The 14,881-nt window shown below is 41.4% G+C and carries 21 protein-coding genes; 2 read left to right on the plus strand and 19 right to left on the minus strand.

The window, feature by feature from the left end; genetic code table 11:
- Positions 1–19 precede the first annotated feature (19 nt).
- The 15 genes from H2R00_RS05380 to H2R00_RS05450 all read right to left on the minus strand — a co-directional run bounded on the left by H2R00_RS05380 (position 20) and on the right by H2R00_RS05450 (position 10,653).
- Positions 20–781, minus strand: coding sequence for a hypothetical protein (locus tag H2R00_RS05380; RefSeq protein WP_182070617.1), 762 nt, complete (start codon positions 779–781; stop codon positions 20–22).
- Positions 782–869: 88 nt separating this feature from the next.
- Positions 870–1,703, minus strand: coding sequence for a prohibitin family protein (locus tag H2R00_RS05385; RefSeq protein ID WP_003182213.1), 834 nt, complete (start codon positions 1,701–1,703; stop codon positions 870–872).
- A complete protein-coding gene (locus tag H2R00_RS05390) occupies positions 1,696–1,836 on the minus strand; it encodes a DUF8570 family protein (protein WP_023857597.1) in 141 nt (46 codons plus the stop codon). Before H2R00_RS05390 ends, H2R00_RS05385 begins: the two co-directional genes overlap by 8 nt.
- Before the next feature lie 324 nt (positions 1,837–2,160).
- Positions 2,161–2,775 (minus strand): NAD(P)H:quinone oxidoreductase, encoded by a 615-nt coding sequence (gene wrbA, locus H2R00_RS05395; protein WP_043926462.1) that lies wholly within the window; start codon positions 2,773–2,775, stop codon positions 2,161–2,163.
- 201 nt (positions 2,776–2,976) lie between these two features.
- Complete coding sequence (locus tag H2R00_RS05400) at positions 2,977–3,585, minus strand: flavin reductase family protein (RefSeq protein ID WP_182070618.1); 609 nt, start codon at positions 3,583–3,585, stop codon at positions 2,977–2,979.
- Positions 3,586–3,605: 20 nt separating this feature from the next.
- Positions 3,606–4,544 (minus strand): ring-cleaving dioxygenase, encoded by a 939-nt coding sequence (locus tag H2R00_RS05405; RefSeq protein ID WP_182070619.1) that lies wholly within the window; start codon positions 4,542–4,544, stop codon positions 3,606–3,608.
- Between the two features lie 35 nt (positions 4,545–4,579).
- Positions 4,580–5,203, minus strand: coding sequence for a nitroreductase family protein (locus H2R00_RS05410; RefSeq protein ID WP_154995161.1), 624 nt, complete (start codon positions 5,201–5,203; stop codon positions 4,580–4,582).
- A 73-nt stretch (positions 5,204–5,276) separates the two neighbouring features.
- On the minus strand, positions 5,277–5,732 hold the full coding sequence (locus H2R00_RS05415) for a MarR family winged helix-turn-helix transcriptional regulator (protein WP_154995163.1): 456 nt from the start codon (positions 5,730–5,732) through the stop codon (positions 5,277–5,279).
- Positions 5,733–5,900: 168 nt separating this feature from the next.
- A complete protein-coding gene (locus tag H2R00_RS05420) occupies positions 5,901–6,506 on the minus strand; it encodes a TetR/AcrR family transcriptional regulator (protein WP_154995165.1) in 606 nt (201 codons plus the stop codon).
- A 318-nt stretch (positions 6,507–6,824) separates the two neighbouring features.
- The gene (locus H2R00_RS05425; RefSeq protein ID WP_009328240.1) at positions 6,825–7,127 is read right to left on the minus strand and encodes a hypothetical protein; all 303 of its coding nucleotides are present in this window, start codon (positions 7,125–7,127) and stop codon (positions 6,825–6,827) included.
- The gene (locus tag H2R00_RS21145) at positions 7,120–7,443 is read right to left on the minus strand and encodes a GNAT family N-acetyltransferase (RefSeq protein WP_244958285.1); all 324 of its coding nucleotides are present in this window, start codon (positions 7,441–7,443) and stop codon (positions 7,120–7,122) included. Before H2R00_RS21145 ends, H2R00_RS05425 begins: the two co-directional genes overlap by 8 nt.
- A 328-nt stretch (positions 7,444–7,771) precedes the next feature.
- Positions 7,772–8,572, minus strand: a complete 801-nt coding sequence (locus tag H2R00_RS05435) for a DUF2935 domain-containing protein (protein WP_182070620.1) — start codon at positions 8,570–8,572, stop codon at positions 7,772–7,774.
- 82 nt (positions 8,573–8,654) lie between these two features.
- Positions 8,655–9,518 carry a manganese catalase gene (locus H2R00_RS05440; RefSeq protein ID WP_154995168.1) on the minus strand — a complete coding sequence of 288 codons (864 nt, stop codon included), beginning with the start codon at positions 9,516–9,518 and terminating at the stop codon, positions 8,655–8,657.
- Positions 9,519–9,594: 76 nt separating this feature from the next.
- Positions 9,595–10,134, minus strand: coding sequence for a thiol-disulfide oxidoreductase ResA (gene resA, locus H2R00_RS05445; RefSeq protein WP_154995169.1), 540 nt, complete (start codon positions 10,132–10,134; stop codon positions 9,595–9,597).
- Positions 10,135–10,212: 78 nt separating this feature from the next.
- Complete coding sequence (locus H2R00_RS05450; protein ID WP_154995171.1) at positions 10,213–10,653, minus strand: hypothetical protein; 441 nt, start codon at positions 10,651–10,653, stop codon at positions 10,213–10,215.
- A gap of 183 nt (positions 10,654–10,836) precedes the next feature.
- On the opposite strand from H2R00_RS05450, the gene H2R00_RS05455 reads away from it, so the two are divergent.
- The gene (locus H2R00_RS05455) at positions 10,837–11,193 is read left to right on the plus strand and encodes a YxeA family protein (RefSeq protein ID WP_154995173.1); all 357 of its coding nucleotides are present in this window, start codon (positions 10,837–10,839) and stop codon (positions 11,191–11,193) included.
- Positions 11,194–11,231: 38 nt separating this feature from the next.
- Here the strand turns inward: H2R00_RS05455 and speG are convergent, their stop codons facing one another.
- The 4 genes from speG to H2R00_RS05475 form a co-directional block, all read right to left on the minus strand.
- Positions 11,232–11,774, minus strand: a complete 543-nt coding sequence (speG, locus tag H2R00_RS05460) for a spermidine N1-acetyltransferase (protein WP_154995175.1) — start codon at positions 11,772–11,774, stop codon at positions 11,232–11,234.
- A 28-nt stretch (positions 11,775–11,802) separates the two neighbouring features.
- The gene (locus H2R00_RS05465) at positions 11,803–12,120 is read right to left on the minus strand and encodes a DMT family transporter (protein ID WP_154995191.1); all 318 of its coding nucleotides are present in this window, start codon (positions 12,118–12,120) and stop codon (positions 11,803–11,805) included.
- A gap of 2 nt (positions 12,121–12,122) precedes the next feature.
- Positions 12,123–12,455 carry a DMT family transporter gene (locus tag H2R00_RS05470; protein ID WP_076791210.1) on the minus strand — a complete coding sequence of 111 codons (333 nt, stop codon included), beginning with the start codon at positions 12,453–12,455 and terminating at the stop codon, positions 12,123–12,125.
- A gap of 80 nt (positions 12,456–12,535) precedes the next feature.
- Entirely contained in the window at positions 12,536–13,120 is a 585-nt protein-coding gene (locus H2R00_RS05475; protein WP_154995177.1) for a TetR/AcrR family transcriptional regulator, read from the minus strand.
- 709 nt (positions 13,121–13,829) lie between these two features.
- Here H2R00_RS05475 and H2R00_RS05480 point away from each other — a divergent pair.
- The gene (locus H2R00_RS05480) at positions 13,830–14,450 is read left to right on the plus strand and encodes a hypothetical protein (protein ID WP_154995179.1); all 621 of its coding nucleotides are present in this window, start codon (positions 13,830–13,832) and stop codon (positions 14,448–14,450) included.
- The last annotated feature ends 431 nt before the right edge of the window (positions 14,451–14,881 follow it).

Genomic DNA, 14,881 nt, shown 5'->3' on the forward strand with positions numbered 1-14,881 from the left:
TTTTTTTCAAGGTTTAAGATCATGTGCGGGTTTGATAAATCTCCAATGCTTTCTTAAGCACATTTTTATCGTATCCTGAGACATCATGGATTTTCTCAGTCCAGCCTTCAATTGTGTCCGGCTTCGCTTCTCTGTATAATCCTTGGCTCGTGCTAAGATATATGTCCCAGCCGCTGAATTCCCAATGCGCGATTTCATATTGAAACGGAATTCTGCATTCCAGTAAAGGCGCAGGCTTCAATGCCGCTTGCGAGTATTCAGCCGCCTCCAAGAAAACGGACATGTCAACAGGGTCTGTTGAGTAGACTTGAGTTGACACCTTTCCGTTCGGCCGATGGTAAAGGACCTCAACTCCGCCGGCTGTCGGCATGACTTGAACTTGTGCAGCCGGGAAAAAGCCGTCCAGCTTTTCATTGGTATAATCTTCACATTCGCAGTCGATCAGAATCGGCTGCAGCCATTGGTCTCCCAGATCACACAAAAAGCGCCGCCCTCTCTCATCAAGAGCGATGACTGCGGCATGGGCGCGTTCTGTTTTGAACAAACGGCCGATCGGAAAAGCTTCCACTCCGTCTTTTGTAAACTCATCCAGCAGCCAAATCGAAAGGTCAAAGCAATTGCCGGCAATGCCGTACTCTTGATAGTGTTCCTTCATCATCGATACATTCCGCTGTTTCTTATTCCCAGCCTGATGATAAAACCATGCCTTTGTCAGCGTTTCCATCGGAAAAGCATCGAATTTTCTCCACGTACGGAGAATGGCGTCCGGAGCAAACATCATCTTCCCCCCTGTCCAGAAGCGATTGTTAACACCATTATATACGGGTGCCCGAGATGAAAAAAATCCCTTGGCAAGGGATTTTTTCGTTTTATTTTCCTTTCTCATCGGTCGGAATCTGGATCAGGGAATTCGATCCGGTCGCTTTAGGCATTTTTCCGTCCCATTTTTGAATCCATTGATACTTGATCATTTCATCTGACATCGACTTTTTAATAATTTCGTTGTACTCGGCAATACCTTGGGCTTCGATCTTTTTCTTTTTCGCTTCCGCTTCGGCGATCTTCAGCTCTGTCTGCGTTCTTTCCAGTTCCTGCGAAGACTTCACCCGCGCGTCAATCGCTTCCTGGGTCGCTTTATCAGGCTTTGGCACACCGAGTGTTAAATCGTCAATGACAAAGCCGAGTCCCTTCATATCATCTGCAAATGTTTTTTGGATTTCTGCAGCAGCATCAGATGATTTTTGACCGTATGTATCAATGACGGAGTATTTGGAAATCGACTTTCTTGCAGCGTCCCACAGCCTTGTTTTCAAGTAGCTGTTTTCGATTGATTCAATATCCACCGCTCCGAATTTATTAAACAATTCTACAACTTTATCAGGCTGAACGACATAGTTGTAGGCGATGTCCATTGAGATGTTTTTGCCGTCAGAAGTAGCCACTTGAATATCCTGATTGTTTACCGTTTGCATCCGCACCGGATATCTTGTGACTTTGTCAAACAGCCCCACTAAATGCCAGCCTTGATCCAGCGTTTCTGATTTCACCCCGCCATTCGGGGAATAAACGACGCCGACATATCCGTTCGGAATTTTCTCGATGAACAGGGAAGCCGTGAATCCTCCAATAATTAAAGCGGCAGCGACAATGATTCCGCCGAGCAGCGTTTTGTTTTTATTTTTCTTTGGTTGTTTTTCATTCATCTTTGTCATCCTCCAGCGTTTTCTTTATTTTGCTCGCCCCGCTTCCGACTTTTTTAAAAAGCGGGCTTAACATAAGCCATACGCCAAACCCTATAATGGATAGCAATATGATCGAACCAATCATGACCTTCACTTTTGTTTCACCCCTTTTGCATTTGTTGATTGATCGTATGACTAAATAAAATGATTTCACTTATGTTTACGTTCATATGAACTTAAAGTTTCATTTTTTTAAAATTTAATAGAAAAAAATTTTAACATCGCGAAATCAGCAGTTATTCCTCCTACATGGCATCGTTATAGGATATGTCGGATATCTTACTCTTTATGCCGCGTATATCATGGCGCGTTCGCACAAATAAGAGAAGCGGCATGCTGCCTTTATTCAGCGGAACCAACTATAAGCTGAGCACATACTAAAAAAAAGAGCCAATCATTTGGCTCTTTTAAATTTCAATTATTCTTGATTGCCCTTTTTAACCCATTCAGCTACTGTCACTGTGCGTTTTGCTTGATGTTTCACTGCAGCTTCTACGTCTTCAATCATCTTCCCGTTTTGATCGACTGTAACACTCGTTCCATATGGATTTCCGCCAGCCCCAAATAGGACAGGATCAGTGTATCCAGGAGAAGCAATAATAGCTCCCCAGTGCATCATAGAAGTATATAAGGACAAGATCGTTGCTTCTTGACCACCATGTGGATTTTGAGCGGAGGACATTGCACTTACAACCTTATTAACTGTCTTGCCATTTGCCCAAAGTCCACCTTGTGTATCAAGAAACTGTTTCATTTGGGATGCCATATTACCAAAACGTGTTGGTGTACTGAATATAATAGCATCTGCCCACTCTATATCTTCTGAGGTTACAACTGGAATGTCTTTTGTTGCATCAACAGTTGATTTCCACACTTCATTTCCCTCAATGACTGATTGCGGAGCCAATTCTTGTACTTTTAATACTTTGACCTCAGCACCTGCTTCTTTTGCTCCTTCTGCAGCCCATTTGGCTAATTGATAGTTTGTTCCGCCCATACTATAAAAAACTACAGCTAATTTTACATTTGACATATGATCCATCTCCTTTGATTTTCTAAATAATTTGTCTAAAAACCCCATATTTTCACACCCGCTTTTTTGTTTTCTTTTTGGTAAACCTTTTAAGGACCACCCCCTTGAAAGTGTTTCGCTGCCATTATTATTCCTTACTAGAATAAACTTAAAACATTTCAATTTAATAAATCTCAATTTCGAGATATTATAGGTGATTTATTACTTAGGTCTTTTCCTGGTGAAGATTTCACCAATCTTTGCGTAATCATGTCCGGCCAAGCGACTGATGGCACCGAGGCCTCTTGGATCGATTTTTCCATTTTCATAAATACCGCTTTTGATATGATATTGAACGACTCTGCCTATTATCAAATCGCAGCCGGGGGAATATTTATCTCCCAACTCTAATGAATATTCGAGAACACATTCCATACGCACTTTTGCCTCTTTAACGCCCGGTACCGAGACTTTCACACTTTCAACAGGGGTTAACTCCGCTAACTGAACTTCACTTTGATTTGGAGGTAAGCTTGCGGCCGTTGTATTTATTTTTTCAACATTTTGTTCATCAACGATATGAACCACAAATTCTTTGCTGTTCAAAATATTTCTTGCTGTATCCTTTTGGCTCCCTTCAGAACGTTGAATAGACAGGGAGATCATCGGAGGATTTGAAGATACAATATTAAAATAACTGAAAGGAGCTCCGTTTAAGACGCCCTCCTCTGATACACTTGTAACAAACGCAACAGGTCTCGGTATAATACTCCCGATTAAAAACTTGTAGTTCTCTCTTTCTGTTTTTGTATGCGGATCAATGGACAGCATTGAATCACTTCCTTACAAAATTAATCCAGCGCCTTCACTGTTATAGGAATTAACCTTCTTTCTAACTGCTCTCTGTAGTGTTCATACTGAGCTGGCAGCATTAACTGTTCTCCCATTGTTTGATGTGATTCATCATGGGCGAATCCTGGAGGATCTGTGGCTATTTCAAATAAGATCTCCCCGTGCTCTCTAAAATAAATCGCGTTAAAATAATTTCTGTCTTGCACAGGTGTAACACGATAACCATTTTCCGCAACATATTTTTGCCATTCTAATTGATCATTGTCATCAATAGCTCTCCAGGCAATATGATGAACTGTACCAGTCCCCATTTGCCCGCTGCCTATAGTTGTTAATTTCAAATCAATCATATTTCCTATGTCACCAGAAGAACGAAAACGTACAAAATCTCCTTCTTCCCCAACTTTTTCAAGCCCCATGACCTTCTCTAATAATTCAGCCGTTTTTTCCGGTTGTTTAGATAAAAGTGTGGCTCCGCCAAATCCTTTGATTGCATTATCCGGTGTTATTTCTCCTATCTTCCAGTTGTTCTTTTCCCCTTCTTCTCTTTCGACAATTTCCAGATGAAGTCCATGCGGATCATCGAATTCCAAGTATTCCTCTCCAAAACGGTTCATTTTTGTATAAGGCACATTGAATTTTGCTAATCTGTTTTCCCAAAATGCCATTGCACCTTTAGGAACGATGTAAGAAGTAACTCCCACCTGACCATCTCCGATTACTCCTCGACGGGCACCTACCCATGGAAAGAATGTAATAATCGTTCCCGGTTTTCCGCCTTCATTGCCGAAATACAGGTGGTATGTTCCCGGATCATCAAAATTAACGGTTTTTTTCACTAAACGTAAACCTAGAACGCCAGCGTAAAAATCCACATTCTCTTGAGGATGGCCGACAATCGCTGTAATGTGATGGATTCCGCTTGTTTTCTTTTTCATTTTATTTCACTCCTCTTTCAAGAAACTTAGCTTTATTATGAGATATAGGTTACAAATTCATTTACAGGTTTTCTAAATCCCCGTGGTTTTCTGCTTTCTATTTTTTCTTTCCCGAGGGTGATCATCATGACAACCTCATATTGTTCACTTATATTCAATACCTCTTTCACCTTTAGAGGATCAAAGCCAATCATGGGACAAGTATCCCAACCTTTTTCTTTAGCAGCCATCATCAAGAGCATAGAAGATAATGAACCGTTCCTGATGGCTTCATCCCTTTGAAATTCTTCTCCTCTGGATTGATAGAAAGAAACAGTATCATGAACCATATCATCGAATTCTTGTTTATTGAGGACTCCGAGCAGTTTTAAACCTTCGTAGATGTCTTTTGCTTGATGAAAGGCCCTTTTGTCACCCAAAACGATGATGACTGCCGACGAGCTTAGGATCTTGTATTGGCCATTAGCTGCTTTATGTAACATGTTCTTCTTTTCTTTATCTAATACGGTAATATAGTTTGTATGCTGCAAATTAAAAGCAGAGGGGGCCAATTTAACGATCTCAAATATCTCATTTAGCTCCTGTTCGGAAATAGAATACCCGGGAAGAAAATTACCTGCTGATCGTCTTTCTTTTACTAATTCTAAAAATTCGGTCATCACCACTAACCTCACAATCGATAATTATTATGAATTCATATATTTCGAATTCGAGATATTATCATAAAAAAATTTACATGCTTTGGGCATGGAAGCCCAGTTTTTTTAATTTTTCAATTAGAACCTCTTTTTCTTTTATGTCTAACCCGCCGAAAATGCCTTTCATAGCTGTTTTATGTTTTGGAAATAGATTGTTCATCAGCGCAGTTCCTTCATTCGTTAAGACAGCGTATGTTATACGGCGATCTTTAGGACAAGGCCTTCTCACTATTAAATTTTTCTTCTCCAGCTTATCTACAACATAGGTAATACTGCTGCTTGCGATTAATACCTTTTCGCCTATCTTTTGTATCGGCTGATCACCTTTACTATAGATTAATTCTAAAACAGCAAACTCAGTTGGGTTTAATCCTAAACATTTAATGTCTTCTTCCACGCGCTTTTTAATCGATTGTAATGCTCGAGACAAGACAATAAATGCCTTTAAAGACAACTCCTCTTCGTATCTCTCCATATCCTGACTGCCCATGGTATTCATCCTTTTTGATTATCTCGAATTCGAGATAATTGTATAATAACGATTTGCTTGTGTCAACTATATTAAACAGATGCATTTGATTTGCTTTGTTTTGCGGCGTACCGAAGTGCAAAAAACCGCCGACTCAAGGTCGGCAGCGCCGGCTGTTTCAAAAGTTTATCATGTATTTAATAGCTTATCTTTTATCTGGAGATGCAGCTTCGGATTCAGCAAGAAAATAATGGACTGAAGCTGTTCCTGTTTATTAATCGACGGATCCGCGTGGTGTTGATGGTTGTAGCCGTTAAATATCGCAATCAGCGTAGACGCCATCACCTTCGGATTGAGCTGTTTCTGAACGATGCCTTCTTCCTGCAGCTGCTCGATCATTTCGACAAAAAACTCCCTCCACTGCTCATACAGAAGGGCTACTTTTCTTTGAATCTCAGGATATCTATGACTATTTGCCATAAATTCCAAAAATAAAGCTGTCGAATGCTCTTTATTTGATGTTTGAATCAAGTGTTCAATCCCTGCGAGCAATCCCCTCAGCGTCTTTTTTCGAAAACAATTCATGCTGGTTTGAAAGCGATCTTCCATCTGCTCATTCATAATATGGAGAAACAGCATCTCCTTTGACTTAAAATACAAATAAAACGTAGCTTTAGAAAAACCGGCTTCTTTCATAATTTCATCTACAGAGGTTGCCGAATATCCATTTTGGGCGAACAGATGATATCCGGCTTCTACGATCTTTTGAACCGTATTCTGTTTCTTCTTTTTCATTAAGCTGTCCTGTCCTCTCTACTTCTCTAATTAAGTTAAACCGCCTATGTATTTAGATACACTGGGAACGTCAAGGACTCGTTATGTTAAAGAAAATTGGAAAAAGACGCTTAAAATCTTTTGCTCAAACATACACTTGCAGCCTAAGCGGACGTTCTTTCATCAAGCATAGCAGTGACATATAAACACCGCCAAGTGACATAAGCCCGGTAAGTCAACAAGGCCAATCGCCCTAACAGGCCGGTATGTTTCTTCCCTTGCAAAATTCCCAACATTCATTCTAGCATTTACTGCTAAAAACTTCATATATATTGCAATTTATTTAATTGGATTTTTCTGTTTTTTAAAAGCCTCAATGAAATACCCGGGGTCAACGTTCACTTCATAAGCAAATACCCCCTGGTTCGTATGGAGGTAAAGCAAACCGGCCTCGGAAAAAGGTCTGTATGAAACGTCATAGACGTGCTCCAAACGATACTGGCGGCTTGCTGTTAAAATTTTATCGTTGTACAAGTACATTTGATTCTGCTTTTTTGTATAAGTTTGCCGGTTAAAATCAATCGTCCGTTCTGTTTTGTAATAGCTGACAGCAGCAATGGCCTGATGGCACCCGTCATTCATTTGAAACCTCCCTTTGCTGTTCGTCGATTAATTTGGACATGACATATTCATCAACATATTGCCCTTTTACTTTCAAAGCATGCTTTTTAGTGCCTTCAATGATAAAGCCCGTTTTTTTGTATAAACGAACGGCAGCTGTATGATGAGTCATAACAGTCAGTTCAAGTCTGTGAAGCTTTTCTTCACAGGCCCATTTTTCCAATGCCTGAAAAAGCTTTACTCCAATACCTTGTCCGATATACGCTTGGCGTATGCCGATCACCACATGGGCGCGGTGGCGAGCTCTCTGAACCTGCCCCCCTAGCTGCTGCAACATACCCGATTAAGCTTCCGTCGTCAGCCGCACAAACAAAAACTTCGCACATTCCGGATTCGATCTGTTTGATTTGCCGTTGTGCTTGAAGCTTTCGTTCACCTGGTTCAAACAGCATGAATTCAGATTTTTCATCGATCGTTTCACAAAGTTTCAGATAGCTTTCTGCATCTGAAGCTTTTATTTTTCTGACTTGCACGAAAAGGCCCTCCAAACAGTCTTTAGGTTATCTATATATTCTGAATTATAACCGCATGAAAAAGGCTGTGCAAACCTAGCAGGTACCAAATCGATTCGCAGCTTCATCAAAAAAATAGCAAAACCGCCGGCATTACTTTTCAAGCAGCCTCGGTTTTGCAGGGTCGCACGCAGGTTTTTGCGTATTTGTCGATTCGGCGATTTTCATTAAATAATAGCATTCTTCCCTCATCATATGGTCTGCCATCAGTGCAGAGAACGTACCGAGCATCTGATCTGTAAGCTCCAACTCCTCCACTTCTTTCAAAAAGGTACGGAACAGTTCGATCTCAAGCTTCACGTCTTTGTTCATCCTTCTGAGAGCGGGAAAAGATTCAACATTCGCTCTGAGATACCCCGTCAATTCAACGGATTTAATGTAGAACTGATCAAAGTGTTTGACAAACTCCCTGCTCTTTTCTTTCAAACGTTTTTCAACCGCATCCAAGTCATCGGCAATTGCACCAGCATGTCCGGCGGCATCCATCAGCCACAGCATATGGTGGTGCAGCTCGTGGAAAACAGGCGGCACTTCCCGCTTTTTCAAGTATTTGAGCACAAGCAAATATTCCTCAAGTTCATTTACCATATGGTTGATAAAAGTCGGAGAAAGGTGAATTTTAATATCGCCTGTCAGGTGCCTTTTAATGATGGAGAGTTTAAATTTCCTGAACTGAAGGGCATATTCTTCAGCTTCAAGCGTTAATGAATACAAATCAGGCGAAGCATTCACTTTTTTCAGCAAAACATCAAACGTCTGCTTGAACTGCTTCGCCTTTTGAATATCTTCTTTTTCCCTTTCGGCCAAAGAGTCCAAAATAAAACGCGCATGATCACCTAAAACCTGAAGCCAAAATTTATGTTCAAAAACGGCTGTCTCCTTATAAGTTTTCAAGCTTGCGCCTCCCTTTAAATACCATTCTTCAATATGGCTATTCGCTGCAAGCCCGAAATATGATCATACGAATTGAACCTGATCAATAAAGATTCGGAGGCAGTACGTCATCCCGGGGATGTTGGATGACTGATGGCGGCGTATCATGAATATATGGAGGCGCAGGTCTTAACACCGGTTTTTTCGCAAGGGGCTGAGGATGTTCAACATACTGAAAAACGCCTTCCCCATCCATGCTCGGTCCCTTCGCCCATCTGCCTGCAGCGCTCTCGTTGCCTCTTGAAAAATTAAATAATACATGGGAGACTTCCCTTTTTTCCAGATTGCGCGGAAACGTGCTTGGGACGACGACATTTTCTTTCGCTTCCAGTTCTTTAATGGCTGCAAGCCACTGGTTTTGATGCATCGTATCCCTTGCAATCAGCCAGGACAGCATATCTTTAACACCGCGGTCCGTCGTCTCTTCATAAAGACGGACGGCCTGCAGGCGTCCCTGCGATTCCGCGTTTAAATTTGCCCGAAAGTCAGCAAGTAAATTTCCGCTTGCAATAATATAATCGGCGGTCCAGCGGTTTCCCACACTGTCGGCCGGCATCGCTCCTAATCCTGATACGATGGCATGCTGCGGATTCATCCCTCCGAGAATGGCACCGATCACAGGATCTTTTGCCGCTTTTTCTAGATCGCCGACCGGCGCACCGTCCAAAAGCCTTGCAATCATCGTCGCCAGCATCTCGATATGGGCGAGCTCTTCAGCTCCAGTATCCATCAGCAGATCTTTGTACTTGCCGTTTCCTCTGACACTCCAGCCTTGAAAAAGATATTGCAGAGCTACTGATATTTCCCCGAACTGTCCTCCCAGTATTTCCTGTAGCTTTTTCGCAAATAATGGATCGGGTTTTTCAGGCTTTGCATGATACTGCAGTTCTTTAATATGAAAAAACATAAGATCGCTCCTCTCCTGAGCTACCTTATGAACGATTAGAACAATAGGTGTTTGTCTATCCCTTTTAAATGAGTTTCTATGAACCGCTAAGAAGGTCTTCAATCCACATATCAACTTGCCGCTCAGACATTCCTCCGACATACATCCGCTCTGGTCTTCCTTCCCGATTAATGAATATACTTGTAGGCAAATAATAAATTTCCCAAGAACGGTAAACTTCAGCCGCTTGATCCAAAGCGACCGGAAAAGTTAAGCCGTGGCGGTCGACAAAGCTCTTTACCGCACCTTTCGATTCACGCACATTGACAGCGATGATTTCAAAACCGTCTCCTTTAAAACGGTCATAAGCTTTTTGCATGACCGGCATCTCCTCTTTGCACGGTGTACAAAAAGTCCCCCAAAAGTTGACAAGTACCGCCTTTCCCCGTAATTTTTTCAGTTCGATGTCACCGCCCTCTAAAGTCGATAATTTAAAATGTAATGCCTGCTGATGAAGAGCGGCGCCTGCCTGTTCATTCCGGTCTCCGGCAACATGCTGATAAAGAGCATAACCAGCCGCAGAACATAGGAGCAAGAGGATGACGCCTCTCAATAAAAGCAGCGTTTGTTTTTTCATTTTTTTCTCCCGATATGTAACGTTTTTTAACCCTGATATGAAAAAAGGACTCTGGAAAAGTCCTCTCCTGGGCTTTCTTTATGATGAGTAGCCCGGCATTTGATGCTCAAAGCCGTAAAAACCTGTAATTCCAACATCTCCGCAGCCCGTCACTTTTGTGACATCCAAGAAATGATTTCGGTTCGGCGTCCCGCTCACTTTATCCGCAGCACTTAAATGAAGATGATTTCCCGTAAACTCTTTCTCGCTTAAAGTGATCGCATGTCCTGTTAAAGTGATTCTCTGCAGCTTGATGTTGAGTGTACAGCCTTCTGCATTAAAAATCGTAAACTTATAATATAGCCATGTCGGGTAGTAATTTACATTGGTGCTGTCCGCCATAAAAAATCCCACATGTTCTTCAGTCATTGTCATGGTCATCTTTTTTTCATCTTTTATAACCGCAGCTTCAGCAGGCTGAATATGAAAACCGAAGGCCGTCATAATTGAAAACACCATCAAACATAAGATTTTTTTCATTGGCGCTCCTCCCTTTTTCCATATTATAAACTTTATTGAATAAAAAGGATATCGAAATTTAATTTGCGTGAGTGTGCTAAAACGATCCCTTACAAAAGTGTAATGTTGATGTCACGTTATTCGATTTTTTTATCAGACTATGAATCTTATCATCTTAGACAGAATCATAAATGAGGTGAAAAAGTGAAAAAGCATATCGCATGGATCAGCCTGATGATCATATTTGCCGCATTATTAAGCGGATGCAACTTAAACCGTGTGGGGACAGACGAATATTATGTTCACATTACCGGAAACGGGAAGGAAGACACGTCGAATTTTGACGACGGCGAGGAATACTCCGTCTTCAAATATGAACTGACTGGTTTTGATGAAGACGGTCAAGAAAAAACAATGGAATTCACAGCTGATAAAAACCTTCGCATAGGCGCGTTTTTGCGGCTTTTCTATTCTGAAAATAAAGGTGTGAAGTCATGGGAAGAGGTTGAAAAAGACGATATTCCCGACAAAGCCAAAGCGCAATTAGGTGTGAAAAATTAAAAAAGCATGCAGGGAGATGGCGCCGCCATCTCTTTTGTTTATCCCTGCATACCTTCCTCTTTGCTTTTTTTAAGTGATAAAAACTCATCCTGAAAAATGCACATTCTAATAGCGTTACGGTAATAACCGTCGACGAAAAATTCATCCTGCAGCTCGCTCTCGATTGTGAATCCTGCCTTTTTATACAAGTGAATGGCTTTTGCATTATCTTCGTCGACGATCAAATACAATTTGTGCAAATTCAAGACGGAAAATGCGTAGTTCATCGCCAAATACGTTGCGCTTGACGAATAACCGTTCCCTTGATGCTCGGGATCAATGATGATTTGAAACTCCGCCCGCCTGTGAATATAATCAATTTCGACCAGTTCAACCAATCCGATCATCTCAGTCTCTTTCTCTATGATAAAGCGCCGTTCGCTTTGGTCGTGGATGTGTTTGTCAAATAAATCCTGCAGCTCAACAAAAGTCTCATACGGTTCTTCAAACCAATACGACATAATCTTCGCATCGTTGTTAAGACGGTGGACAAACGGAAGGTCTTCTCTTTCGAGCGGACGCAATTTAAGCTGATTTAACATATCAGCAACCTCCAATGTAAATTAAAATTTAAGATGAAGTAAGGCGCAGGCCGATCACCCCGACAATAATAAAGCCAAGCGAGATCAGCTGCGGAGCACGAATACGCTCCTTAAACCAAAATAAACTGACTGCCGTAATGCCGATGCTGCCGATCCCGGTCCAAACCGCATACGCAACACCGGCTGATAGCACCTGCATTGCTTTTGAAAGGCAGAAAAAAGACAAACCAAACCCCAACACCATGACGACGATCGGCCATTTTTTTCTTGTGCCGTCTACATATTTCATAGCGATGGCTGCAATAACCTCTTCGATTCCGGAAATCACCAAAAACATCCATGGCATCATCAATCACCTCCTGATTGGGTATTGTTCTCTTTTGTAAACATCTTCATGCCAATAATGCCTCCCAATAGCACGATTAAAAAAAATATTTGCCCTCCTGAAAAGGGTTCGCCCATAAAAATACCTGTCACATATGTGCCGGCCGTTCCGATCCCGACAAATACGGTATAAGCCGACGCCATCGGAATGTTCCTGTAAGATCGTATCAGCATGATAAAGCTTACCGCGATCAGTACAAAGATCATCAGCCAATCGGCGAATGAATCCGCATGTTTAAGACCTGAGGCCCACACCACTTCCAAAAAACCCGCAACAATTACGAGGAGCCAACTCAATGATAACACCCTTCCTGTTGTGAATGAACGTCAGTCATTTTTAGACCGATAAAAAATGAACAGCTGCAGCCGGTCATTTTTTACTTGGTTCCTATGCTTCTCTTCAGAAAAGTAAATATTTCTTTTTTGAACACACTGATCTCTTCGTCTTTTTCCGCCCCGATGTAATAACGTTCCGCTATGTTTTCGACAAAGTTGATAATCGTTCTGGCCGTCCAGCGCACATTGATGTCAGGAATGACCTCGTTTTTCTCAACTGCTTTTTCGATAAGTCCTTCAAGCCAGGAATAATAAGGCTGATAGATAGCCTCCCATTTTTCCATTGAATGGTCAAAGGCAAGACCTGAGTAGCAAAGAACGATAATATCCTGATGAAGTTCCGTCATGTTGAACGTTTCATCGATCATGATGTTCAAGGCGGTCCAGAAAGACATGGTTCCGTCGACCTTGCTCTTAATATGGTCCAAAGTATGTGTCAGAAGATTTTCCGCGATCGCAGGAATCAGCGCATTTTTGGATGAGAAATAAAGATAAAAAGTGCCTTGCGCAGTACCTGCCTTTTTCACGATATCTGAAATCGACGCTTTATCCAGCCCCTTTTCAGAAATGACTTCAATGGCCGCCTGCAAAATCTTTTCATATTTCCCGGACGTTTGCTTTGGCATATTGCAGACCTCCCTAAAAATGAATGACTATCATTCATTTTAGGTGATCGGCTTTTCATTGTCAACCAGGCGGCACAGGACTTATTTCCTTAAAATTTCTTTAAAATCTTAAGAATACACTGTCTTTGGATATGAATTACTTTTATACTTTACACATATACCGCAACAGATGGAGTTGATATTGTTGAAACCGCTGATTAAGCTGGCATGCGGAGCTGCCTCTCTTATCGCAGCCGTCCTCGCTGTATGTTTTGCAGTGAAACGGAACAAAGACAAACAATAGGAATTGAGGAAAGTCCTCAGCAAAGCTTTTCTTTTGCTAAAAGTTCTTGTCATTCAATTCTTGAACTTACTGGTTTTTTCTTGAGCGTTTAAGATCTTTCAACATCCGATTGCGCGATAAAGCGCCTTACTGAAAGGTTCATTTGGATAAAGGTTCCCAATCGGTTGGTGATATTTGATACCACGCCTCTTTGTCGAGCATTTTAAATTTTTTGTTGATCTCCCTGTTCCGTTTAAAGGGAAATGCAATGACAAGCGGTTAGACCTCCTATAGATTTCTATTAATCTTTTTGGACTTTTGTAACACATGAAAATATATACACAAAATATAACACTTGGAAAATAAATATGATATAATCATTAGGCTAATGAGTAAATAAAGAGCTTTTTTACCTTTTTAATATAAAAACCACGAAGGGGCTATAGAATGGAACTTACGATCACCAGAGCACTAAGCGAACTCAAAATGTTGGATAAAAGAATCAAGCGGGCCGTAAATGAGGCCACATTCGGAGGCTTGATGATCGGAAAGAAACTTCCGAACGGATTTCGGACAACCGAAGACTTGGAAACTAGGGCAAAAGCCGATCATCAATCAATCGAAGCCTTAATCAAAAGGCGAAATGCCATTAAGTCCGCCATTGTTGTATCCAACGCGACGACCAAAATCGAAGTGGCCGGAGTCAAGATGACCGTGGCTGAAGCCATCGAAAGAAAAACCTCCATCAGCTACGACATTCAGCTTTTGGATAAGCTGAAAGAAGTGTACGCTGATTTAGTCGACGAAGCCGACAGCGTCAATCAAAAAGTAACGGAAAGACTGGACAAGCATCTGGAGACTCTTTTCGGAAAAGACGGCAAAGTAAAAGCGGCTGAAAACCAGGAAATCGTCAAATCTTTCCTCGCTGAAAATGAAGCAAAAATCATCGATCCGCTGAATCTAAAAGAGAAGATCGATTCCTTAGCAAAAAAGATCGAGGACTTTGAAATGGAAGTAGACTTTGCATTGTCCGAGAGCAATACACTCACCAAAATCAAAATCGATTAAAGCCGATTGTTAGTCAACCGAAAACCGATAAAACTAAACACCTTCCGAGGGAAAGGTAACTCCCTCCTTTTATTTCATCAGCACAGCCAAAGAGACGCTGTGCCAACAATGAGATAAAAGCTCAAAGCTCAGCGCTCAGCGTTTAAAGCTTAAGTATCAAAGCTCTTAACAGTTCAAAGCTTACGCCTTAAAGTTAAAAGATCGATAAAACCTGGGAGAAACGGCTGTTTGAGCATTTGTTTACCGGCTCAGTCGGTTGCCGCCCAGCAGGTTGGCTAACAATGGATATCAATAACAAAAAAACGTCTATATAGACGTTTTTTTTATGATGTTCAAACCTTATAAACATTAATTTTTCGTTTTGTCCTTTTCTTTATATATCCAAAAATAATAAATCACCCAGCCTGCCAATATAAATAACATCCCGACCC

Origin of the sequence: Bacillus haynesii, from assembly GCF_014042035.1 — a bacterium.
Classification (GTDB): domain Bacteria; phylum Bacillota; class Bacilli; order Bacillales; family Bacillaceae; genus Bacillus; species Bacillus haynesii.